Annotated in this window: 22 protein-coding genes; 8 read left to right on the top strand and 14 right to left on the bottom strand. The window is 41.5% G+C overall.

The features are described from left to right. The first annotated feature begins 47 nt into the window (after nt 1-47). The 7 genes from hemA (at nt 48) to ACTB0Y_RS02935 (ending at nt 6,902) form a co-directional block, all read left to right on the top strand. Nucleotides 48-1,301, top strand: coding sequence for a glutamyl-tRNA reductase (gene hemA, locus ACTB0Y_RS02965; RefSeq protein ID WP_463205303.1), 1,254 nt, complete (start codon nt 48-50; stop codon nt 1,299-1,301). 41 nt (nt 1,302-1,342) lie between these two features. Continuing rightward, the gene (gene hemC / locus ACTB0Y_RS02960; protein ID WP_463205302.1) at nt 1,343-2,281 is read left to right on the top strand and encodes a hydroxymethylbilane synthase; all 939 of its coding nucleotides are present in this window, start codon (nt 1,343-1,345) and stop codon (nt 2,279-2,281) included. A 1-nt stretch (nt 2,282) separates the two neighbouring features. Further along, nucleotides 2,283-3,056 (top strand): uroporphyrinogen-III synthase, encoded by a 774-nt coding sequence (locus tag ACTB0Y_RS02955; RefSeq protein ID WP_463205301.1) that lies wholly within the window; start codon nt 2,283-2,285, stop codon nt 3,054-3,056. A gap of 18 nt (nt 3,057-3,074) precedes the next feature. Continuing rightward, nucleotides 3,075-4,043 (top strand): porphobilinogen synthase, encoded by a 969-nt coding sequence (gene hemB, locus ACTB0Y_RS02950; RefSeq protein ID WP_463205300.1) that lies wholly within the window; start codon nt 3,075-3,077, stop codon nt 4,041-4,043. Between the two features lie 12 nt (nt 4,044-4,055). Then, nucleotides 4,056-5,345, top strand: a complete 1,290-nt coding sequence (gene hemL, locus ACTB0Y_RS02945; protein WP_463205299.1) for a glutamate-1-semialdehyde 2,1-aminomutase — start codon at nt 4,056-4,058, stop codon at nt 5,343-5,345. Nucleotides 5,346-5,354: 9 nt separating this feature from the next. After that, nucleotides 5,355-6,380, top strand: coding sequence for a uroporphyrinogen decarboxylase (hemE, locus tag ACTB0Y_RS02940; RefSeq protein WP_463205298.1), 1,026 nt, complete (start codon nt 5,355-5,357; stop codon nt 6,378-6,380). Between the two features lie 78 nt (nt 6,381-6,458). After that, complete coding sequence (locus ACTB0Y_RS02935) at nt 6,459-6,902, top strand: hypothetical protein (protein ID WP_463205297.1); 444 nt, start codon at nt 6,459-6,461, stop codon at nt 6,900-6,902. Nucleotides 6,903-7,183: 281 nt separating this feature from the next. Here ACTB0Y_RS02935 and ACTB0Y_RS02930 read toward each other — a convergent pair whose 3' ends face one another. The 12 genes from ACTB0Y_RS02930 to ACTB0Y_RS02875 form a co-directional block, all read right to left on the bottom strand. Further along, complete coding sequence (locus ACTB0Y_RS02930) at nt 7,184-7,627, bottom strand: nitrophenyl compound nitroreductase subunit ArsF family protein (RefSeq protein ID WP_463205296.1); 444 nt, start codon at nt 7,625-7,627, stop codon at nt 7,184-7,186. 3 nt (nt 7,628-7,630) lie between these two features. After that, entirely contained in the window at nt 7,631-7,870 is a 240-nt protein-coding gene (locus ACTB0Y_RS02925; RefSeq protein WP_463205295.1) for a thioredoxin family protein, read from the bottom strand. Between the two features lie 65 nt (nt 7,871-7,935). Then, the gene (locus tag ACTB0Y_RS02920) at nt 7,936-8,232 is read right to left on the bottom strand and encodes an ArsR/SmtB family transcription factor (RefSeq protein ID WP_057953583.1); all 297 of its coding nucleotides are present in this window, start codon (nt 8,230-8,232) and stop codon (nt 7,936-7,938) included. A gap of 105 nt (nt 8,233-8,337) precedes the next feature. Beyond that, the gene (locus ACTB0Y_RS02915; RefSeq protein ID WP_463205294.1) at nt 8,338-9,735 is read right to left on the bottom strand and encodes a monomeric [FeFe] hydrogenase; all 1,398 of its coding nucleotides are present in this window, start codon (nt 9,733-9,735) and stop codon (nt 8,338-8,340) included. Beyond that, the gene (locus ACTB0Y_RS02910; protein ID WP_057953581.1) at nt 9,722-9,988 is read right to left on the bottom strand and encodes an NADH-quinone oxidoreductase subunit NuoE family protein; all 267 of its coding nucleotides are present in this window, start codon (nt 9,986-9,988) and stop codon (nt 9,722-9,724) included. Before ACTB0Y_RS02910 ends, ACTB0Y_RS02915 begins: the two co-directional genes overlap by 14 nt. A gap of 1 nt (nt 9,989) precedes the next feature. Beyond that, on the bottom strand, nt 9,990-10,130 hold the full coding sequence (locus tag ACTB0Y_RS02905) for a hypothetical protein (RefSeq protein WP_463205293.1): 141 nt from the start codon (nt 10,128-10,130) through the stop codon (nt 9,990-9,992). A gap of 20 nt (nt 10,131-10,150) precedes the next feature. Next, nucleotides 10,151-11,149, bottom strand: coding sequence for a SpoIIE family protein phosphatase (locus ACTB0Y_RS02900; protein ID WP_463205292.1), 999 nt, complete (start codon nt 11,147-11,149; stop codon nt 10,151-10,153). After that, nucleotides 11,142-12,857: a [Fe-Fe] hydrogenase large subunit C-terminal domain-containing protein gene (locus tag ACTB0Y_RS02895; RefSeq protein WP_463205291.1), complete on the bottom strand. Its 1,716-nt coding sequence runs from the start codon at nt 12,855-12,857 to the stop codon at nt 11,142-11,144. Before ACTB0Y_RS02895 ends, ACTB0Y_RS02900 begins: the two co-directional genes overlap by 8 nt. A gap of 39 nt (nt 12,858-12,896) precedes the next feature. Beyond that, nucleotides 12,897-13,148 (bottom strand): (2Fe-2S) ferredoxin domain-containing protein, encoded by a 252-nt coding sequence (locus ACTB0Y_RS02890; protein WP_463205290.1) that lies wholly within the window; start codon nt 13,146-13,148, stop codon nt 12,897-12,899. Continuing rightward, on the bottom strand, nt 13,138-15,408 hold the full coding sequence (gltA, locus tag ACTB0Y_RS02885) for an NADPH-dependent glutamate synthase (protein ID WP_463205289.1): 2,271 nt from the start codon (nt 15,406-15,408) through the stop codon (nt 13,138-13,140). The genes ACTB0Y_RS02890 and gltA overlap by 11 nt, the downstream gene beginning before the upstream one ends. Nucleotides 15,409-15,562: 154 nt before the next feature. Next, nucleotides 15,563-16,729, bottom strand: coding sequence for an iron-containing alcohol dehydrogenase (locus tag ACTB0Y_RS02880; RefSeq protein ID WP_463205288.1), 1,167 nt, complete (start codon nt 16,727-16,729; stop codon nt 15,563-15,565). 212 nt (nt 16,730-16,941) lie between these two features. Next, entirely contained in the window at nt 16,942-18,840 is a 1,899-nt protein-coding gene (locus tag ACTB0Y_RS02875) for a sigma-54-dependent Fis family transcriptional regulator (protein WP_463205287.1), read from the bottom strand. 458 nt (nt 18,841-19,298) lie between these two features. Between ACTB0Y_RS02875 and ACTB0Y_RS02870 the strand changes: the two genes are divergently transcribed. Beyond that, the gene (locus ACTB0Y_RS02870) at nt 19,299-21,809 is read left to right on the top strand and encodes a phosphoenolpyruvate carboxylase (RefSeq protein ID WP_463205286.1); all 2,511 of its coding nucleotides are present in this window, start codon (nt 19,299-19,301) and stop codon (nt 21,807-21,809) included. Between the two features lie 59 nt (nt 21,810-21,868). Here the strand turns inward: ACTB0Y_RS02870 and ACTB0Y_RS02865 are convergent, their stop codons facing one another. Both ACTB0Y_RS02865 and ACTB0Y_RS02860 read right to left on the bottom strand, forming a co-directional pair. Continuing rightward, nucleotides 21,869-22,486 carry a trimeric intracellular cation channel family protein gene (locus ACTB0Y_RS02865; RefSeq protein ID WP_463205285.1) on the bottom strand — a complete coding sequence of 206 codons (618 nt, stop codon included), beginning with the start codon at nt 22,484-22,486 and terminating at the stop codon, nt 21,869-21,871. Between the two features lie 276 nt (nt 22,487-22,762). Further along, nucleotides 22,763-24,298: a YifB family Mg chelatase-like AAA ATPase gene (locus tag ACTB0Y_RS02860; RefSeq protein WP_463205284.1), complete on the bottom strand. Its 1,536-nt coding sequence runs from the start codon at nt 24,296-24,298 to the stop codon at nt 22,763-22,765. Nucleotides 24,299-24,398: the final 100 nt, after the last annotated feature.

Raw genomic sequence — 24,398 nt, 5'->3', positions numbered from 1 at the left:
TTTTCTACAAAGTTGGTGATTACCTTGCACTAAAAATAACGATCATTATGATAGGTGTTTTAGGAATCAACTACGAATCGTCTCCATTACAGGTAAGAGAAAACTTTTCACTGAATGAATCCCAGGTAATAGAACTGGGCAACCAATTGAAAGAGAACCCGGATTTTTCAGGGGTAATTGTATTGTCAACCTGTAATCGATCGGAATTTTATTTCCAGATGGAAGATTGCTGTGAGAAAGCAGCTTTTAGCTTTCTGCTGAAAAGTTTAAAAGCCTATTGCAATGTGTCTTCCAATATCCGTGAATATTTCTATTTAAAATCAGGAGACGAGGCTATTAAACATCTGTTTTATGTAGTCGCCGGCGCCAACTCAATGGTACTGGGAGAAAACCAGATCGTTCGTCAGGTGAAACAGGCACTGCAAGTGAGTCTGGACAATAAACTATCCGATACGGAACTTACACGGCTTTTTACCAAATCATTCGAGGCCAACAAAAAGATTCGCACAAAGACAAAAATTAATCAGGGAGCATTTTCCGTATCCTATGCTGGTGTAGAGAAGTGCATGAAAATATTTCCCGATTTGATATCGTGCCGCATACTGGTTGTGGGGACTGGAGAAACAGGTACGCTAACACTGAAAAACCTGATCAAAAAAGGGTGTAGAGACGTGGTTATTACCAACCGCACATACGAAAAAGCACAACACCTGGCCGAAAAATATAATGTTGAAGCAGCTCCCTTCGAAACCCTTATTCCTCAAATGCAGGTAAGTGACATCATAATTGTTTCTACCGGCTCCAAAAAAACTTTAATCAATCAACCCGAAGTAATCGAAGCCGCTTCACAACGAAATGGTAAAAAACAACTCTTTATCGATTTATCGGTACCACGTAACATTGCACCCGAAGTAGATGGTGTGGATAATACGTTGGTGTTTGACGTAGATCAACTGCAGGAAGTAGTCTCTGCAAATGAGGAGAAAAGGAGACGGTTGATGAGCGATATTGATGAGATTATACAGGAATACCTGATAGATTACAACAACTGGCTTTCATCGCGTAACCTGGGCGATGTAATTTCCACTGTTAAATCAAATTTTAATTTGATTAATCAAACTGAATTGGCTGGCTTTAAAAAAGTAAATAAAGCCGATGAGAACGATTTGTTAGACAATTATGGTGACCATATTGCAGAAAAATATGCCCGCTTATTGATTAAAAATATTAAAGAGGTAACCCATAACGGAAAACGCATGGAATATGTTAAGCTTCTGAACTCTCTCTTCGATTTGAATTAGCACTTCATTGAATCAAACTAACTTTAGAAAAAGAACTGTAGATGAGAAATAAACAAATACGAATTGGCACCCGAGGCAGCCAACTGGCGCTTTACCAGGCCAATCAGGTAAAGGAAGCAATAGCTGCACGTTTCCCCGAAATAAAAACCGAATTAGTTATTATAAAATCAAAAGGCGATAAAATTTTGGATGTCGCCTTATCAAAAATTGGCGATAAAGGATTATTCACCAAAGAACTGGAACAGGCCATGTTCGACGATGAAGTCGATTTGGCCGTTCATAGTTTAAAGGACCTCCCCACTACACTTCCCGATGGACTAAAGCTGGGCGGCGTATTAAAACGTGGTGAGGTGCGCGACGCCCTTGTCAGTACCAAAGGCATTAAAATGAGCGATCTTTCACCCGATGTAATTATTGCCACGTCGAGTCTTAGAAGGTCTGCGCAACTTCTGAAAATGAATCCCACATTCCATATTGTCGATATTCGAGGCAATGTGAATACACGGCTGCGTAAGATGGAAAACGGCCACTGCGATGTGATGCTCATGGCAGCTGCCGGACTGCAGCGCATCGGACTCGATCGTTATATTTCTGAAATTATCGATCCGGAAGTAATCATTCCGGCCGTATCTCAAGGCGCCATTGCTATGGAGATTCGGGAAGATGATGCACGTACTCATGAAATTCTACACGATATTTCAGACCCCTTGACCTTACAAACAACAAATGCAGAGCGGATTTTCCTGCGAAAGCTCGAAGGTGGCTGCCAAATCCCAATCGGTTGCTACTCATCCGTGAAAGCCGATAACCTAAACATGCGGGGGTTTATGGCTTATGTAGATGGAACCAATGCAATTGAACATGTAGTAGAAGGAAAATTAAGCAACGCTGACCGACTTGCCAATGACCTTGCTGATTATTTCATTGCTAAGGGTTCGGCAGATATATTGGAACGAATTCGCAAATTCAATAGTCAATAATATGACAGCACTCAGAGGAAAAACCATCATTGCTACCAGTAATGTTAAGAAAGCTGAGAAACTCGGCAATCTTTTGAAAAACCATGGTGCACGTATGGTTAAGTTCCCTCTGATTAAAATATCTGCTGCAAATAATCCTTCTCTAGAAAAAGCAACACAACTGAATGATATTCAATGGGTGGTATTTTCCAGTTCCAATAGTGTAACTTATTTCTTTGAGTGGCTGCGCGCAATACAACAAACCTCCCACGAAACCACCTTTAAGTATGCGGTTATCGGAAAGGCCACGGCCGAAACATTGGCTCAATATGGCAAAAAAGCAGATTTCATATCTTCCTGCAAAAATGCAGAATCGTTTGCCCGGGAATTGATAAACGTGCTAGGTGCAACACCACAGCAAATTCTGATTTCTGCCGGCAACTTATCTTCTGATAACTTACTGCATATACTGGAATCAAAGCACTTTTGCCGGAAAGTAATTACATACAAAACCCAGAAAATCAAATATGCAGAAACAGCAATCCAGAACCTGATTCAAAATCAGGATAACGATATTGTTCTTTTCATGAGCCCGTCTGCTGTGGAGGCTTTTTACACTCACCACAGTGCTGACCTAAATCAAACGCATTTAAAAGTCGCCGTTATCGGTTCCACTACCCAAAAAGCCTTACAAGCTCAAGGGGTTACACCGGATTTTATGCCCTCCCTGCCTAATTTGGAAGTGCTTGTAAATGAAATGGCGCAATACTTTGAACACAATCAACCTAAAGTATAATCATTAAAACGTAATATTATGACATTTCCCAGAACACGACTAAGACGCTTACGAAAAAACCAGGCTATTAGAGATATGGTTGAAGAAACAATCTTACGCCCAGCAGACTTAGTAATGCCCCTTTTTGCCTGCCCTGGCGAAGGTGTAAAAAACCCCATTAAGTCCATGCCCGGCAATTATCAACTTTCAGTAGATATGATGGTTAAAACCTGTGAGGAACTTTACGCCAAAGGTGTGCGTTCCATTTTGCTTTTCGGTATTCCAGAAAAGAAAGACGAACACGGTCTGGTAGCCACACATGATGATGCTATTGTACAACGCGCGATCAAAGCAATTAAAGAAAAAGTACCCGAATTATATATCATTGCTGATGTTTGCAATTGTGAATATACTACTCACGGACACTGCGGAACCATTGTAGATGGTGATGTACATAATGATAAAACCTTAGAAACACTCTCAAAACAAGCCATCTCATTTGCCCGTGTAGGAGCAGATATGGTGGCACCCAGCGATATGATGGACGGGCGCGTAGGACACATGCGCGATACGCTGGATGAGGCCGGTTATTACAATATGCCCATTATGTCATATTCAGCAAAATATGCTTCTGCCTTTTACGGGCCTTTTAGAGATGCTGCAGAAAGTGCACCACAGTTTGGCAACCGAGATACCTACCAAATGAATCCGCCGAATTCGGATGAAGCGATGCGCGAAATTGAGCTTGACCTGCAGGAAGGAGCTGATATTGTAATGGTAAAACCAGCACTTAGTTATCTGGATGTAATTCGCAGAACCAAAGATACATTCAATACTCCTATTGCCGCCTATAACGTGAGTGGAGAATTCTCCATGGTGAAGGCAGCTGCTGAAAAGGGATGGATTGATGAGGAACGGATTGTAAAAGAGCTCTTAACTTCCATCAAACGGGCCGGTGCCGACATTATTTTATCGTATCATACTCAAGAAATTGTAGACAAACTTTAAAAATTACTTGTAATGAAAATAGACCAGTCGAGAACTGAATTTAAAAAAGCAGTGCAATATATTCCAGGTGGCGTAAATTCACCAGTAAGAGCCTTTAAGAGTGTAGATTTGAATCCGGTATACATCAGCCATGGTAAAGGATCCAAAATATACGATATCGACCAGAATGAATATATCGATTACGTAGGGTCATGGGGCCCACTCATTTTAGGACATGCCTACCCCAGTGTAGTTAAAGCCGTAAAAGAAGCTGCCGAGCGCGGTACAAGTTATGGGGCTCCTACAATTATTGAAACTCAACTTGCTGAATTAATTACAAAGATAATTCCATCGATTGATATCGTGCGAATGGTCAACTCCGGTACAGAGGCCACCATGAGCGCATTACGTTTGGCTCGTGGTTATACGGGGCGTGACAAGTTCATTAAGTTTGAAGGAAATTATCACGGTCATGCCGATAGCTTCCTGATTAAAGCCGGCTCCGGTGCCATTACCCTCGGATTACCCGATAGCCCCGGTGTCACCAAAGGTACTGCACAAGATACATTAACAGCTAAATACAACGATCTGGAATCGGTAAAAGCTCTTTTTGAATCTCATGGTGATGAAATCGCAGCTGTTATACTCGAGCCTGTAGCCGGTAATATGGGAGTGATAATTCCAGACAAATCCTTTATTGAAGGCGTACGTGAAATTACAAAAAAACATGGAGCCTTATTGATATTTGATGAGGTAATGAGTGGATTCCGCGCGGCCAAAGGTGGCGCACAATTACACTTTGGCGTAGAGCCTGATATTACAACCCTCGGTAAAATTATCGGCGGTGGACTTCCAGTAGGCGCCTATGGTGGTAAAAAAGAAATAATGGAAAAGCTGGCTCCTAATGGAGCTATTTACCAGGCTGGAACGCTTTCCGGCAATCCGCTGGCCATGCATGCTGGTTATGCCATGTTGAACGAATTGCACAACAATGCCGACATCTATCCGGAGCTGGAACGCAAAACAACCAAACTGGCTGAAGGAATGCGAAAGAACCTGAAAGATACAGGAATCAATGGAGTAGTTAACCACATAGGAAGTATGATTACGTTGTTCTTTACCGATAATAAAGCGGTGAATTCATTCGATGATGCCATGACCTCGGATCCGGCTCGTTACGCAAAATACTTCCGTTTAGCACTGGAAAGTGGTATTTACCTCGCTCCATCGCAGTATGAAGCTGGTTTTGTTTCGTATGTGCACTCCGATGAAGATATCGATCAAACCATTGCCGCGAACTTAAATGCACTTAAACAATTGTAAATTCGTTTTATGAATTCAATATTATTAGACACCATAAACGGGAAGCCTCACAGCAGGCCTCCCGTATGGTTTATGCGTCAGGCTGGTCGTGTGTTGCCTTCTTACCTTGCCCTGAAAGAGAAACACACGTTTTGGGAAATGATGAAAAAATCCGAAATGGCTGCAGATGTAACTTTGATGCCCATTGATGATTTAGGTGTGGATGCAGCTATATTATTCTCAGACATTCTTGTGATTCCATACGCTATGGGTATGGGTTTGGATTTTAAAGAAAAAGGGCCGGTTTTCGAAAAACCTTTAAAATCCGTCGATCAACCCAACCTGAATCCCGATCCGGATAAACTGCAGTATATTTATGATGTGATTGATGCCATTATTCGCAAACGACCTGCAGACACGCCCCTAATTGGATTTTGCGGTGGCCCTCTTACTGTCTTGTGCTATATGATCGAAGGCCTGGGCACCCACCAGGCATTTCCCAATGCTACAAAATATATTTATAAAAATAGAGCGACAACTAAAAAACTAATTGAGGCTGTTACAGACCTTTCCATCGAATATTTAAAACAGCAGGCTGCTCATAAAATTGATGTGTTCCAGTTGTTTGAAACACATGCCGGATTAATTCCTGTGGAACTCTATAATGAGTTATTTATGACTTCGGTAAAGCGGATAGCCAAAGCTGCCCGGGAAGCAAATTTACCGTTTATATTTTTCCCAAAAGGATTAAGTACAGGTTTAGGTTTGCTTACACCCGAACACTGCGATTATGTTAGTATCGATTGGCAAATTGAACTTGTTGAAGCCCGGAAACTCACACACCCGAAAATTGGCCTGCAAGGAAACCTGGATCCTCGTTTATTGTTCGCCGATCAGCCTGTAATTGAAAAAAGGTTAAACCAATATTTGGATTTTGGCAAGCACCACTCCGATTGGATTTTCAACCTGGGTCATGGGTTTATGCCGGGCATACCATACGAAAACGCTCAATTCCTGACGAATTGGGTGAAAAATGCCAATTGGGGCCGTTCTTAATAATTTATTATAAAATCAACGGTTTGCATCGCATCCGTTGATTTTATTACCTTTATTACACATTAAATTCGAGAACCCATGCAACAATTCTACACGGCGTTTTTATACTTTCATATTGTATTCAGTATTCTCTTTTTTTCTGTGGCTATTTTTATATCGCTGTATTCGTTTATGGGGTGGGTAATGAAACGTGAATATGGCCGGTTTGAAAATATTTTACGCCGTTCATTTCTTGTGCTGTTGTACATCGATTTGTTACTGGGTATCATACTCTACTTTTTTCTAAAAAAACCCTTCGATACAATCACCCCTGAAGAAGCAATGCGTTATTCCTCACTCCGGTTTTGGGCCATTCAACATTTTTCAAATATAATTTTTGTGACTATCATAAGCACTATCGGGAACGTTTTTATTCATCGAACCCAACTTTCTGAGAAGAAACATAAGTATGCTTTTCTATATTTTGGCGTTTCTACCCTAATTATCTTAGTGTCGGTGGGCGTTTTCGCTGTGAGTAAATAGACATGTATAGAATCGCTGCAGCCCTCGTAGCAGATTTTACAAGCATCATAACATCTTTTACTATCACTTGTTCAAATAACCCTTTCAATGGGTAAACCCTGCTTTTCCCAGGCAAACGGATACGCCATCAAGGCTTACTGCATTTTCAAAACCCTGCCGTTTGAGCAGATTTGTTAAGTATCTCCATGTTACTAAATCATTAATTACCAAAGTCTTAGCATAACAGCGTTTTGTAAGCATGAAAAAAAATCCTGACCCGTCAGGTTATGCTTGACTTGACGCTAACTCTCTTTCAGGGGTTCAATTTTTTCTTTGATTAGTTCTTTCAACTTTTGCGGATTTGAGCGGGCATTCATAAAAGCCTCATCGGTAATATCAATTTTCTCCCCATCGCGCACAATAAGAAGTGTAGAGCTTGTAATACCTACTTCTTTGGCTTTTGCTGCACCTTCCTCTTCCTCGATATTATAACTGGCAAAGGGAATTTCGCCATCATAAAAATTCTTTACAGCACTTCTCGAAACACGTTCTACGGCCTGGCAGGTAGCACATCTGCGGGTGCCGTGAAAATAGTAAACAGCTACCTGAGAGGCTTCAACCGGCGATTGCTCAACGGTTTCTTTTTTTGTCGTCTCTTTGTCCGCTGTGTTTTTCTTTTCCTTGTTGCAGACCACAAATGTGGCGGTAACAGCCAAACTGATTATAAAAACATTGATAAACTTCATAACTTATTGATTTTGGGTGAGGATTTTCTTAATTTCTTCTGTTGATGGCGCTTTTCCGGCTACCACTATTTTGTTGCCAATCATAATAGCCGGAGTGCGCGACACACCATATCCCATAATTTCCATGATGTCTTCAACTTTCTTTACATCAGCTTCAATACCCAACTCTGCTGCAGCATCGCGCGTGTTTTTTTCCAGTGTTTTGCACTTGGCGCAACCGGTTCCTAATACTTTAATTTCCATAATAATGATTATTTAAGTTACACTTCGTATTTCGTAAAACTACGAACAATTAAAACAAAAAAATATCAGATACCCAAATGCTTTTTGAACAATCTTTGGGCTTCTTCCCAATTTTCTTTATTGACACAATATTTGATTTTTGGTGCTTCAATTTGGCCCTGGATTAAGCCGGCATCTTTCAGTTCCTTTAAATGCTGCGAAAGGGTTGATTTGGCAATTGGTAAATCCTCTGTTAAGTCGCCACTGTAGCAACATGTTTGATTTGAAAGCAAATCGAGCACATACATACGCACCGGATGCCCGAATGCTTTGGCATACCTGGCAAGTTTTTTCTGTTCTTCTGTTATCGGATCGATTTTCATAATAAATTATTGTTCGCAAATATACGAACAAGGTTGTAATTCCCAAAAATTGGGATGATAAAATAGCTTACCACCCCAATGAACTCAATTATGCCTAATAGAGTATCAATTTTTTATAATTCTTTTTGCTTCATTAGCTGAAGTTAAACTCTGACTTCCGCCTAAACAGCCCTCTTCGCAACACATCACTTCAAAAAAATCTGTTTTTTTATCTTTTACTGCTTTGGCCATTTGCCGAATTGACATTTTATCAATTCCGTTTACGATATGCGTATTAAATTTTTGCCCGGCTAATTTTTCTATTGCATTTGCTACTCCACCTGAAGCAGAGAACCCTCTTCCAATTTCGGGTGTTTTTTCAGGCATCGAGTCTGCTTCCTGGTTGGCAACCTCAATTCCGGCAGCAACAAATACTGCCCCTAACTCTTCAAAAGTTATGGCATAATCGACTTCGGCACTGGAGTGTGCCTCCTCCTTTTTGGCCAAACAGGGTCCGATAAATACCACTTTGGCATTCGGGATTTTTTCTTTAACGCTTTTTGCGGACAAAACCATCGGGCTTGGCGTTTCAGAAACATGCGTTTTCCACTCCTGCTTGTTGCCTTTCACAAAATTGACCCATGCCGGACAGCAGGAACTCATCAGTCCTGGATGTTCATTTTGTGCTTTCAAATGCAAAAGTTCTGCACGCTCCAACGATGCTGTTTTTTCGGCTCCTTCTGCCACTTCGTAAACCTGATCGAAGCCGGCATTTCGAATAGCCGCATAAATTTTTTCAAGCGATGTGCGAAACTGTCCTGCCACAGCAGGTGCCACAATGGCCACAACCGGAGTTTCACTTTTCATATCTTCCAACAGAAGCGGAAAATCAGATGATGGAATGACTGCACCAAAGGGACAGGACTGAAGGCAACGCCCACAAAGAATGCATTTTTCCATATCAATTTCTTCGTAACCTTTAGGATTTTGATAAATGGCGTCTACCGGACAAACATCTTCGCATGGACGTGGCTGATAGTGGATTGCATTATACGGACACTCACGCATACATTTCCCGCAGTTTATGCAAGTTTCAGCATTTATAACTGCTTGTCCGTTTTGAAAACTAACCGCATCTTTCGGACAATTTACCTGACACGGGCGGGCCTCACAACCACGACAAAGGTTGGTTACAACATAGCTTGGAGGCGGGCAATTGCTGCATGCCTCCTCAATTAGGTTCAGGTAAAAGCTTTTTGTACCTTTGGGATGCTCAGCATACCAGCTCAGGGGTGTGAGTTCATCATTTTCATCGGATTCACTATAACCCAGCATCGACATTATTTTATATTTGAGCACAGCCCGGTCTTTGTAAACGCAACATCGCCATGGTTCCCGACCACGAGGTTTTATGATTATAGGGATTCTGTCCACCTTTGCTGTATCGTTGTTTAACAATTCCCGGTACAAACGAATAAGCAAATCTTTTCGAATTATTGAAGCGTTATTTTTATTTGGAGTCATTGGCTGTCAGTTTTTCCAGATGTTCCCGAATTCTAGTTATTGAAGCTTGTTCGATCACCTCTCCGTTAATCTCCACAAAAGGTGGTCTCATGTCTGTATTTTTGCAATGATTAATACATGGAGAACCTTTAATATCTACCTGATTTTTAAGATGATTTGGAAGATGCTGTTCCAAAGACGGAAGCTCAGCTCCACCCAACACATGACATAATGTGCCTGTGCAAATTACAATTTGAATCTTTTTTGTTTCCATGCTAAATAAATTTAAGTTCTGTCTCTTTTAAATATTCTTTCTCGAGTATATAGGCCATTTTTTTTACCACATTGCGCCGAATTTCGAGTTCAACAGGCAGGTTAGGGTCCTGGTGCGCTTCATTAATTTTTGTCCCAACCATAAACTCAATATAATCGTGAGTTAATAGTTGATCGACCAGTAAGCGTGACGGATCTGTGGCCTGGCCTGCTCATAAGTACCATATTTTAAAAGCTCGGCAGCTTTTCCAAGGGTAAGAATTCCTTCGGTCACCAAATCAACACCATGAATATGAGAAATGGGAGGAATGTCTTTAGAAAAATGCTCCATATCAACCACTACTTCTTCGTCCCATTCACGTGCAACAATTTGAGCTGTTGTGCCACCACAAACAATTGTATGTCCTTCAAAATTTTTTATCTTGCGTGCAACATTCGAATCATATGTTTTATCATAAGGCGGGCCGGTGCATACCAATAGTTTTCGTGGATTTCGAAAATAAAGCACGGCACACGTAATATCGTCCCGGGGTTTCTGTATATCATTAACAATGGCTTGCTGAACAATAGATTTGTATAACTTGTGCGCAGAAATGCTGGGATCACTGGTTATTGTATTACAAATAAAATCAGTCATTGCTTTGGTCTCCCATCCAAAAGGCAGGTCCTTACGGCCAATTCCTGACTGTGATACGCCATCACTGAACAGCACAATACGATCTTCCCGACAGGCCTGAAATTCCACAATATCAACCTCGCCACCGGCCAAATACCGTCGTTCAAGATTAAGCGGCTTATTCTTTCTGAAAACTAAAAATTGTGGGTTCCCATATTCAATTATCCGTGTTTGTCCGTCAAATTCGGTATCGACAATGGTAAATGAAGCAAATGCTATTTTTCGCACAGGATCAACGGGCAACGTTTCCCTGATAGAAATTGCACTGCGTTCAATAGGCTGATCATTGATTGTAAAATTCAAAGCCATAGTCGCTGTCATATTGGCAAGAATATTTGCCTTAATTCCTGAACCAAGCCCATCAGAAAGTACAGCTGTAAGGCGATTTTCATTTTTCATTTTTTCGCTCAAAAAAACATCGCCACATACAATCTGACCATTTTTAGGCATATAGCCTGAATCGCTATCAATGAACATTTTACGCATTGAATCCTCCTTTCATAGAGTCCATTACAGTATTAATTGCACACTCTGTATTGGCAGCGTTCTCTCCAATAAGACTGGCTGCTTTTTGTGCTGTTTGCATGTTTTCTCTTACTACTTGCTTTAGGCGCAACATTAATTCTTCAACAGATACCTGATGTTCACCAGGCACACGTACAATAGCACAAACCTGCTTGTGTTTCTGAATGGTGAATAATGAAACATGCAAAACACGTCCCTCGTACTCTAGATCTTTCTCAATACGTTCGTGACCTGAATGCAGTAAGTTTTTAAATAACCGTGATAAAGGAGTGAGTTTCTCGATGCTTGCGCCCTCCAAACCAGGCCGTGCATCATATGCCAGTTGGGATGTCTCACCCCAAATGGAAGCAAACAACTCGTTCGACTCAATTACTTTGAGATTTTCATCCACAATTACAACTCCGTAAGGCATTTTACGCAGCAGCACCGAAGCTTTGTTTTGTGCCATTTTACGCATGTAACTCACACACATTTGTCTTTCAGCTTTACCTCCCAAAATGGCCTGCGCAAAATTTCTACACGTATTATATCCACACCCGCCGCAATTAAGCTCATCGGCAGGTGTCATTTTTCCGATGGACGACAATACTTCGCGTATTTCATCTTCAGGAAAGGTGGGTTGTTTCTCAATAAAATTAAATTGATAATCCATGGCCAGAGGGATAGTTGAATAATCGGCCAGGCTAGCTCCCTCCTGCTGCTCGTTTGTGGCGAGCACAGCACTCCTCGACTGTATGATCTCACCCGAAGAAGCTCGTCCCGGGCCATTAATACAGCCACCATCACAAGCGAGTAATTCCAAAAAGAGTGTTTGCCCGTTTGTTTCCGGCATATTATCAAGCAATTTTTTTATAGTGGCCATTCCCGAAAAGCTCATAAACGAAGAACTGGTTTGGGCAACATCTGGCTGAAGACTGTTACTCATTCCACCATCGACAGGATACAAACTGCCATTATGCGCTTGCTTCGGATAAAAACGCTCAGATGCAGACGTATCGACCAACTCCGGAAGCAAACCTTCATTCTCAAGCATTGTGCTTAACTCCTGAAAGGTCAGTACAGTATCGATGGCATTATCGGGAAAATCGAGTTCTGTTTTTTTTGAAATACATGGTCCTGCAAAAACCACTCGGGCATTTGGATTAAGCTTTTTTAAAAGTCGGGCATGTGCCTGAACCGGACTAACAAACGGCGTTAATTTATCGATGTGTTCAGGATAATACTTCTGGATAAGTTCTACTACTGTCGGGCAACAGGATGAAATGTATATTCCCCCATTTTGTTCAGGAAGCCAATCTTTAAGTTGTGCTGAAAGCATCTCTGCGCCAAGTGCTGTTTCAGATACCGCTTCGAACCCCAACTTTTTGCAGGCAGCCATAAACTTCTCCAATGGCCATTCAGAAAAATCGCTCACAAAGCTGGGTGCTAATGACAGAAACACAGGATCTTCCTGATGTAAATAATAGTTTGCCGTGTGAATATCGTTCCTGATAATTTTTGCCTGGGCAGGGCATATGCTAGTACAAATACCACAAAATATACATAAATTGTGCATAATACTCGCCGAATGATCTTCTATCTTAATTGCCTTTACGGGGCAGTGTCGAATGCATTTGTAGCAGTCCTGACAATTATTGGCTTCTGTATATATGGCTTCCTGCTTATTCATTAGGTTTATTTTTTATTAAATGCAATTCAGAAAATAGAATCAGACCAATTGAAAATGCTTATCCAGAATTTCGATAACTGCATTCCGGTCCACATGATGAAATTCCTTGCCATTGATTTGCAAATTGGGTCCTTCAGCACATTTACCAGTGCATAAATGCCCTTTAAATTCCACGTGGTCGGCCAATTGATTTTCACTCAGATACTCTTTGATTAATTCGAGCACCTCCTGGTTTCCCCTGCGATAACAGGAGCTTCCAAGACAAATAGATATTGTTGTTTTAAACCGCATAGGATTGATTTTTAATTTTTTTCACGTAATTATCAATAGCTTTTGCAGCACGCTTTCCGGCGCCCATGGCTTCAATAACTGTTGCAGCCCCGGTTACCACATCACCACCCGCAAACACACCAGGTTGCGTCGTTTGTCCCCATTCGTTATCAGCATCAATGCAATTCCATTTATTCAGACTTACTTCAGGGGCAGCTTTCTCCAACAATGGATTGGGGCTCGTTCCAATAGCGACAATGGCTGTACCTGCCTCAATAGTAAAATCACTTCCCTCAACAGCTTCAGGTCTTCTGCGGCCCGAGTCGTCTGGTTCACCCAATTCCATGCGCACACATCTTACACTTTGGAGATTGCTGTTTGCGTCGCCCAAAAATTCTACAGGATTTGTGAGCAATTGAAAATCGATACCCTCTTCTTTGGCATGATGAATTTCTTCCTGACGTGCTGGTAGTTCTGACTCACCTCTCCGGTAGACCAATGAAACTTTGGCTCCCAAACGAACCGCAGTGCGGGCAGCATCCATTGCCACATTTCCTCCGCCAATAACAACCACATTATCGGCAAGCTCAACCGGGGTATCAAAATCGTCGCGATAGGCCTGCATAAGATTGACCCGTGTAAGAAATTCATTGGCTGAGTACACACCATTTAAATTTTCTCCGGGCAAATTCATGAACCTTGGCAATCCTGCTCCGGCGCCTATAAAAACAGCATCATATCCATTTTGTAAAAGATGATCTACATTGCCGGCCCTCCCAATGATGTAATCTGTTTGAATATCAACTCCAAGTGCTGACAAGCGATCAACTTCCTTTGCTACTACATTCTTTTTGGGCAAGCGAAACTCAGGAATTCCATATTCCAGCACACCACCTGCTTTTTGCAATGCCTCAAAAACTGTAACGCGATAACCCATTTTGGCTAAATCGCCGGCACACGTAAGGCCTGCAGGGCCAGAACCAACAACAGCAACGTTTGAAGCATCAGACTCCACTTCTTTTACAATTGGTTGCACATTAGACAATGCCCAATCAGCCACAAAGCGCTCAAGTTTTCCGATAGCAACGGGTTCTCCTTTTATTCCTAAAACACACTCACCTTCGCATTGCGTTTCCTGCGGACAAACCCGTCCGCAAACGGCAGGTAAACTGGTACTCAGACTTAATATCTGATAAGCTTTTTGGAAATTCCCATTGGCAACTTCGGCAATAAAACCGGGAATATCAATATGAACCGGACAACTCCCCACGCAACGTGGTTTTTTACACTGCAAGCACCTCGCAGCCTCTTTCATGGCCTCCTGCGCATTATAGCCATAGCAAACTTCATTAAAATTTTTACTGCGAATAGATGCCGGTTGCTCCCGAACAGGAACGCGAGTATTCCGTACTTTATGTTTTTCGTCAACTGCTTTTTCGAGATTACAGTAATGATCGTGTTTATATGATTTCTTATTTTGCTGTCGGGTTAGCGCTTCATTAAAATCGACCTTGTGCGCATCAAACTCAGGGCCATCGACACAAGTAAAACGGGTTTTGCCTTCAACAGTTACACGGCAGGCTCCGCACATGCCTGTACCATCAATCATTAATGAATTAAGCGATGCTACGCAGGGCAAGTTGAACTTGCGTGTGGTTTGGGCCACAAATTTCATCATAATAAGCGGACCTATTGTGATGACATGGTCTAAATGTAATTTCTCACGCTCAACTAAATCTGTTAGTAGCTGCGTAACATTGCCATGAAACCCTCTACTGCCATCGTCGGTGCATAGGTGCAAAGCGGTCCCGGTTTGACGAAATGCCTCTTCCAGAATAATTAAATCAGCGTTGCGTGCTCCGATAATGGTTGTGGTTTGAACACCTTTTTGCTGAAAATATTTCACCTGAGGGTAAATGGGAGCAGCACCAATGCCCCCGGCCACGAAAAGCAAATGTTGATTCTGAAGATCCGGGAGCGGCATCTCAATAAATTCAGAAGGGTTTCCCAGTGGACCAACAACATCAGCAAAACATTCTCCAACTTCATGTTGAACAATTTTACGTGTAGAAAACCCAATAGCCTGCACAACAAGATCAACGGTTCCCTCATCGCTTGAATAGTCGCTAATTGTAAGCGGAATACGCTCAGCATAAACATCATTTATTACAATTAAAAACTGTCCTGGCTTTGCAGCCCGGGCAATTACCGGAGCGTAAACTTTTAGAAAAAAAATATCACGGGCAAGTTCTCTTTTTTGTAAAATCTCGAATCTTTCCATATCATTGAATTATAAATCACTTACTTTAAGCTAAAACAAGGCTAATACTTTATTGCTACTTTCTTAGGAATAAGTAAAACAGGAGACTGTAATTTTTCTTTTTGGGCAAAAGTTAGTGTTATGGGTTTTGTAGTTACAGCCTCCTGTTTGTGCGTTATGCTTCTATTTCAGTTCCATAATAGACTGCTGAAAACAACTTTTTAAAGTCTTCTACTTTTGTTTCTTTTGGGTTTGACCCGGTGCAAGCATCTGCTGCTGCATTTTCTGATATACGGTCAATATTTTCATTAAATTCCTTCTCATCGATTCCGTATTCTTTAAGCGACCCAGGAATTCCCATTGCTTCATTCAAATTGCGGATCATTTGAATATATGCATCGCATAATTCCCTGTCGTTTGAGCCTTCAAGACCAATATAGCGAGCTATTTCAGCATATTTCGATTCAGCTACCTCCCGATTCCACTCAATTACAGTTGGTAAATAAATGGCATTGGCGCATCCGTGTGGAATGTGATAAATTGCTCCCGTTTTATGCGCCATGCTGTGGCAAATACCCAATAAAGCATTACTAAAAGCCATACCCGCTAAACATTGGGCAATATGTAAGGCATCACGTGCATCAGAATCGCCATTATAAGAAGCAAGCATGTTTTCTTTGATCATTTTAATGGCTTTCAGAGCCAAAGGATCGCTAAAATCAGAGGCTAAAGCAGCTGTTATTGCCTCTGTGGCATGAGTTAACGCATCCATACCTGTGTGTGCAGTGAGGTTTTGAGGCATTTTGTATGCAATCTCAGGATCAAGAATAGCCAAATCAGGTGTAATTTCGAAATCGGCTAGTGGGTATTTGATACCTACTTTGTAATCAGTTATTACTGAAAAGGCTGTAACCTCAGTTGCTGTTCCACTGGTTGAAGGAATGGCAGCAAAACGTGCTTTTTTACGCAATGTTGGAATATTAAAAGGTTTTGCAATATCCTCGAATTTAGCATCAGGATATTCATAGAAAACCCACATTGCTTTAGCAGCATCAATTGGAGAACCTCCACCAATACTTACAATCCAATCGGGCTGAAATTCCTGCATTTTTTTGGCACCTTTCATAACTGTTTCAACGCTTGGATCTGGCTCAACACCTTCAATAAGTTGGGTTTCCATACCAGCTTCTTTTAAATATTGATCAACGGTATCTAAAAAACCAAAGCGTTTCATTGAACCACCACCTACAACAATGGTCGCTTTTTTTCCATCAAGTTGTTTTAGCACTTCTAAACTACCTTTTTCGAAATAAAGATCTCTTGGCAATGTAAATCGTTTCATCGTAGTATAATTTTAGGTTAATATTTAAATTGTATTTTCGATTTACCTATGCCAAAGGAAGTGCCAGAACAACATAAACAACTGACAAAAAGGCTATTACACGAAACCATATCCACAATACAGAAAAGTGCACAAAAAAAGTGTCCTAAAACTACACAAAACAAACAATCGTCTTGTGCAGCTTTAGGACACTGCTCAATTTTAGGACAACGCTATCCTAAGCTAATATTATACTTTTTTATTTTTAGATAGAGGGTATTCCTACTCACGTTCAACACCTTAGCCACTTTTGAGATATTAAAGTCATATGTTTTTAAGCAGGAAATAATTGCGTTTTTTTCGATTTCAGCAAGCGTTTGTGGGGTGAAATCCGCATTGGTATCTTGCACAGCTGTTTTGGGCATTTGTTCAGATTCAGGATTATTTTGATTAAGGAGACTATCAATATTACCATCCAACACAACAAAACGCTCCATCATATTTTCCAGCTCCCTTACATTGCCAGGCCAGCTATAATTTTCAAGGAACCGGCTTACGCGGCTATCAATAAAAGGCATAGGTTTGCCCATTTTTTCTGCCTTTTGAGCCGCAAAAAAGCGAGCCATATGCAAAATATCAGCCTTACGATCGCGTAAAGCCGGAACATGGAGATTAATTACATTCAGACGATAATACAAATCAAGTCTGAAGTTCTCTTTTTCTATTTCTAGTTGTAAATTTTTATTGCTTGCTGCAATAATGCGCACATCAACCCGTATTTCTTTTTTCCCTCCTACACGGGTCACATAGCCCTCCTGAATACAACGTAACAATTTCACCTGCATATCAAGTGGCATATCACCCACCTCATCTAAAAACAATGTGCCATGATTAGCCAACTCAAATTTCCCCGGGGCACCGCCTTTTTTTGCACCGGTAAAAGCTCCTTCTTCATAACCAAAAAGCTCGCTTTCAATTAGTGTGCTTGCTATTGCGCCACAATTAAGTGCTATAAAAGGGCCGTCTTTTCTCAACGAAGCATTGTGTATTGATTGTGCCAGCACCTCCTTACCCGTACCACTCTCTCCGCTAAGCAAAATGGTTGATGGTTTTGTTGCCACTTGTTGTGCATTCTCAACAAGTTGTCGCATAGAAGGACTCTCGGCCACAATATTATCGAAACTAAATCGAGTGTGATGGTTTTGATATTTCCTGATCAGATCCACAATTCGGCTGAACGGCCTAAAGGTAAGCAAATAGCCATGCATGGCACTATTTTCGCCCCGAATCACATATGCATTGAACAAAAACTGCTCATTAATTTCAGGAATATTAAAACTTGTGTGTTCGTCGGTAAATTTTAGTTCATTTAAAATGATACGTTTTATTCTTCGCCAATCAGCCAACAAATAATTCACATCTTTGGTTAACAAATCGGTTCTTCTGATGTTAATTAGCCGGCACGCAGTATCGTTAACCCATTCAACCTCATCGCTGATATTGATGGCCATTACCCCAAAAGCCAGATTATTCATCATAGCAAAGGCAAATTGGTTAGAAGTTTCAAGTTTTTGTAGTACCTGTTGCTGACTAATTCTATTTTCGATAGCATGAGCTGCAGAAATCACCATTCCCAACGTATGCGAATGAACAAGATTTGCATGTCCGGTCATATTAATGCACCCAATAACCTGATCATCGAGCATAATTGGAGCAGCAGAACAAGTCCAGTTATGGTAAGCAGAAATAAAATGCTCTTGTGCTGTAACCTGAACCGGTTTTCGCTCATGAATGGCCAACCCCATAGAATTGGTGCCGATAGAGGCCTCATTCATATAGGCGCCTTCTACCATCTGCAGCTTTTCTGCTTCTCTCATCACCTCGTCATCTCCTTTGATGGTAAGAATACAACCCTGGGCATCAGTAACATTAATAAAGAAACCTGAACCAGCAACAGTTTTATACAGCTGCAAAATAATATAGGAAGCATGTGAAATCAACTCATCATTTTCCTTGAGTCGTGCTTCAAAATCATTCTCTGAAAGTCTGTTCTCAGGATATTTTCGTGAAATTGGCACACCATAGGTTTGACTTCGCTCGTGAGAAGATCCAATGAGGTTTGAATTATCCATCTGTTTATAATTTTGATTTTAGCAACCTGAGAAAACCTGCTCTATGCCAAAACGCACCTTTCATCTTTTCAAATGAAGTAGGTCGTAACTTGCTTCCAAAGCACCATTAGCTTAATAATGTGACCCGGAAGTTTCATCTTTCGGCTTTTGTGAATAATATCAAAATTCAATCCGAACAGATGGTTTATAATATCAGACTTAGCTGTTATCCAACATTGAAAGGAAGCAGCCGCAACACAACCAACATAAAAAAACCTTTTAAAAGGCAAAATAAAATGGAAAACCACGCCAATAGTAAGATATGGTTTTATAACCGCATACTTGCTAAACATTTTTTAGAACAGGTTTGTCGTAATTGGATTGCATGAACGTTAAATTTCATTGATTCGTGCTTACCTTTGAAACTGATTATGCAGTTTTTAAACTGATTAGATGTCCAATAATTTAAACCCAGACCTATGCAAAACCCGGTAGACAAAAGATACCAGATATACAACAGCATGTTCCTAAACCTCGACTATCAAGGTTCAGAAACTGTAGGACACCTGATTCCATTACTGAGCAGCTACGCCAAAAAACATTTGGCTGAAGCCAAAAGCCCCATCGAAATATTGGATTCCTTCATGGAAACCCATGCCGACCTCATCGGAGAAAATAAGTTTGGGTTCATGTTTAAGGTAATCCAATACGTTGAGCGACAGGTAGTGCTGTTCGATAGCGTGGAAGATTCCGTTTTACCCAACCACTTAGATGATGACAGCTTTTTGAACGTCAAAGGGTTGTTTTCAACACTTTCCACAGAAGAAGAACGAGATGCTTTGTTGGAAAAGCTCAATTCTTTCAAATCCAGGATAGTGCTTACCGCCCACCCTACTCAATTCTACAGGCCCGCGGTACTGGATATCATTGCTAAGCTGAGAAAACATATTAACCGTAACAATCTGGATAAAATTGACAAATTGTTACACCAACTAGGATTGACATCGCTGGTTAATTCACACAATCCCACACCTTACGACGAGGCCATGAACATTATTCACCTTTGCCGCACCTATTTTTACGATGCTATTGGTGAACTTCACTCCACGTTAAAGAAGAGTTTTCCTGAACTCGACAACCCGAAGCTTATCACGCTGGGTTTCTGGCCCTGTGGCGACCGTGACGGCAACCCGAACGTGAACTACAAAACCACAATGAATGTAGCCGATGCGCTGCGTACAAGCCTCATGAAATGTTACTACAATGATTTGAAAGACCTTGCATCAAAATTAACATTCAAAACAGTTGAGTCCAAAGTAACAGCCCTGAGAGATGATGTGTATCAGGCCATGTTCGACACCACTCATATTGTAAGTCACCGCAACATCATCACTGTGCTGAAAGAAGTCAGAAACGAGGTTGAAAACAAATATGAGAAGCTTTACATTGATGAAATTGATGACCTCATCACGCGTTTAAGGGTTTTCCGTTCTCATTTCGCTGCGCTGGATATAAGGCAGGACCATAACATACATGAACAAACCATCACCTATGTGCTTAAAAATGCCGGGAAAATAAAAGAATCACTCTCAGAACTCAGCGAAAAAGAACTTATAAAACTGTTGGTAGAGGAAAAAATAGACATTCCGAAAACCAAAGACGCCGATCCGCTTGTAGAAGATACCATTGAAAATATCAGGCAGTTACCTGAAATACAGCAAAAAAATGGCGAACGGGGCTGCCATCGTTACATCATAAGTAATTCAGACACCATTTTTTCTGTACTTTATGTATTTGGGTTGATGCGCTGGCTCATGCCCGAAAAAGATATGAACTTTGATATCATTCCGCTTTTCGAAACCATGGAAGGGATGAAGGAATCAGAGCGGGTAATGGAACAATTGTTCAACATTAAACCCTATCGCGAGCATGTAAAACGGCGTGTCGACCGGCAAACCATCATGCTTGGGTTCTCTGATGGCACCAAAGATGGCGGTTACATGAATGCCAACTGGGCCATTCATAAAGCCAAAGAAACACTCACAGCCATGTGCAGCAAACACGATATTGAAGCCATCTTTTTCGATGGCCGCGGAGGACCTCCTGCACGTGGTGGTGGTAAAACCCATCAGTTTTATGCTTCGCAGGGCGCCAATATCCCCAACAATGAGATACAACTGACCATTCAGGGACAAACCATAACCAGTAAATATGGCACGAAACAAAAATTTAAATTTAATGTTGAGCAAATCATCACCTCAGGCCTCTCCAGTTACCTGAACCCGGATTATGCTTTAATGAAACATGAAGTGCGTTCCATTATTGAACAACTGAGTCTGAAAAGCTACAACAAATATTTGGCGCTGAAAAACCATGATAAATTCCTCCCTTATCTGGAAAAAATGAGTACGCTGAAGTACTACTCAGCCGCCAAAATTGGCAGCAGACCCACCAAGCGAGGCAAAAACAAAAAACTCACGCTCAATGACCTACGCGCCATATCGTATGTAGGCTCCTGGAGCTTGCTAAAACAAAACATCCCTGGATACTACGGCTTGGGCTCGGCTATTTCTGAAATGATTAATGAAGGCAAAGAAAAAGAGCTTAAGCAGCTCTACAGACAGGTCCCGTTTTTCAAAACATTGATGAACAATGCCATGATGTCGCTGGCCAAATCGTACTTTGAACTCACGTCGTACACAAAGCACAACAAGGAGTTTAAAGATTTCTGGCTCATGTTACACGAAGAATATCAGCTGACCAAAACCATGATGCTCAAAATTGCAGGTTTGGATTCACTTATGCAGGAAGAACCCACCTCCCGGCAATCTATTGAATCGAGGGAACGCATTGTGCTGCCGCTATTATTGATACAAAATTATGCCTTGCAAAAAATGGCAGAAGGAGGCACCAAACATAGCGATATTTATGAAAAATTGGTGGTAAGGGCGTTATATGGAAATATTAATGCCAGCAGAAATTCGGCCTGATAGAAAACATCTTACAAGCCTGATATTACTCTGGAAGGTTTTCCGGAAAAATATCAGGCTTATTCATTTTTCCTGTAAATAGAGGGGAAAGAAACATTGTAATACATAATGATGATGCGTGCTGCAATAATAAATAGAATGGGAATAATTTGCAAAATCGGGTTTGATACACCTAATTGAAAAAGAACCCAATAAAAAAGACCGCCCACAATACTCACTGTGGCGTAAATTTCTTTATGAAATATAGCCGGAACTTCGTTCACCAAAATATCGCGAAGCACCCCACCAAAAGCGCCGGTTAACGTACCCAGAATAATACAATTTATTAAATCCAGTTCATTGTCTAAGCCAATTTGCACACCAGCTATGGTGTACAGCGCCAGGCCAATAGCATCGAAAACCATAAGTGTTTTATGAAAATAAACCAGCTTACGTCTAAATATCAAGGCTATCAGGGTTCCGACAATGATGAAGTAGATATAGGGCGTTTCTTTAAACCAGAAAACCGATTTTTCAGTGAGCAAAATATCCCGCATGGTTCCGCCGCCAACCGCTGTAACAAATGCAATAATCAGCACACCAAACGGGTCGAACTTATTACCCATAGCCTTCATAGCTCCGGAAATAGCCAGCGCAAAAGAACCGCCAATGCTTATGTAGTTGAGAATTTCATCCATAGTTAATCAGGTAAAGAAAACCGGGGTACTTTATCAATATTTGTACCGAATGCATCAAATGATCATCTATAATAAATTATTCAATTATTTTTCATGTTACAAATGAATATTCACACAGGGTGTCTACCAGCGACGAATGGCCATTCGTCGCTACTTCGTTTTCAATTGTGTTTTTGAAAAAACGTATTCCTGAATGAAAAACAATTTAACATACAATAACTGAAATATCATTCCGTATCCTCCACTCTCAATACTCAAACTCCAAACTCAAACTGTTCACCCTGCCCAATTCTCCCTGTCCAGCGTCCGGTAATTAATGGCCTCCGCCAAATGATGGGTTTGTACTTTTTCGCTACCTTCCAAATCAGCAATTGTGCGCGAAACTTTGAGAATACGATCATAAGCACGGGCACTAAATCCCAGGCGGTCAGTAGCGGTTTTCAGAATTTGTTTGCCACCCTCATCAATCTCCACGTGGCGCCGAAGCAAACGGGAAGACATTTGGGCATTGGCATAGATATCGGTGCCCTCGAAGCGTTTTTGTTGTATTTCCCGTGCTTTAATCACACGCTTTCTAATATCGGCACTGGTTTCGGCATCGGGTTGTTTTGAGAGGTCCTCGAATGGAACCGGTGTAATTTCGCTGTGTATATCAATGCGGTCGAGCAGCGGGCCGCTGATTTTGTTCAGGTATCGCTGGCGTACGGGCACAGAGCATACACAATCTTTGGTAGGGTGATTAAAATAACCGCACGGACATGGATTCATTGAAGAGACAAGCATAAAGTTGGCCGGGTAATCGACCGTAAATTTTGCGCGCGAAATGGTAATGCGCCGGTCCTCAATCGGTTGCCGGAGCACCTCCAATACGGTTCTTTGAAATTCGGGCAATTCATCCAGAAACAGCACCCCATTGTGTGCCAAAGATATTTCGCCGGGTTGCGGAAACGCGCCGCCCCCAACCAAAGCGACGTCCGAAATGGTATGATGAGGGGACCGGAACGGGCGCATGGTCATCAAAGAGGTATCCCGATCTATTTTGCCCACTACCGAATGTATTTTGGTTGTTTCCAAAGCCTCTTGCAAAGTCAGCGGTGGTAAAATCCCGGGCAATCGTTTGGCCATCATGGTTTTCCCTGCCCCAGGAGGTCCGACCATAATTGCGTTGTGTGCGCCAGCTGCAGCAATTTCCAGGGCACGTTTAACTTTTCCCTGTCCTTTTACATCGGAAAAATCAAGCTCAGTATCTGCTACAGCATTGTAAAACTCAGCTCGTGTATCCACTTCTGTCGGTTCAAGATTTCCACGTCCTTCAAAAAAGTCAATAACTTGTTTGATGTCAGATACTCCATACACATCTAATTTATTAACCACGGCTGCCTCGCGGGCATTTTCCGCGGGCACAATCAAACCCTTGAAACCTTCTTTGCGGGCCTGAATGGCAATGGGCAAGGTGCCTTTAATGGGTGAAATAGAGCCATCGAGCGACAGTTCTCCCATGATGATATAATCGCCTATTTTTTGGTCATTCAGCTGCTCATCGGCTGCCATAATACCTATGGCCAAAGGTAAATCGTAGGCTGAACCCTCTTTACGAATATCGGCCGGGGCCATGTTGATGACCACCTTTCTACCGGGCATTTTATAATTATTACTCCTCAGAGCAGACTCTATACGTTGCTGGCTCTCTTTAACAGCACTATCGGGTAATCCCACCAGAAAAAAGGCAAAACCCTGCGAAATACTCACTTCAATGGTTATGGTAGTAGCTTCTATACCAAATACTGCTGAGCCGTACGTTTTAACTAACATTTTACTTGTTTTTGATCAAAAGTAAAAGAAAAGGTTGTTAAAAACAATTTTCGTTAAATTTGTTTCAGCGTTGGTTACTAAAATTCATACTTTTATTGAT

Source organism: Salinivirga sp. (assembly GCF_055145285.1).
Note: the sequence above shows the minus strand (reverse complement) of the source record. Positions and strands in the feature narration are given on the sequence as shown.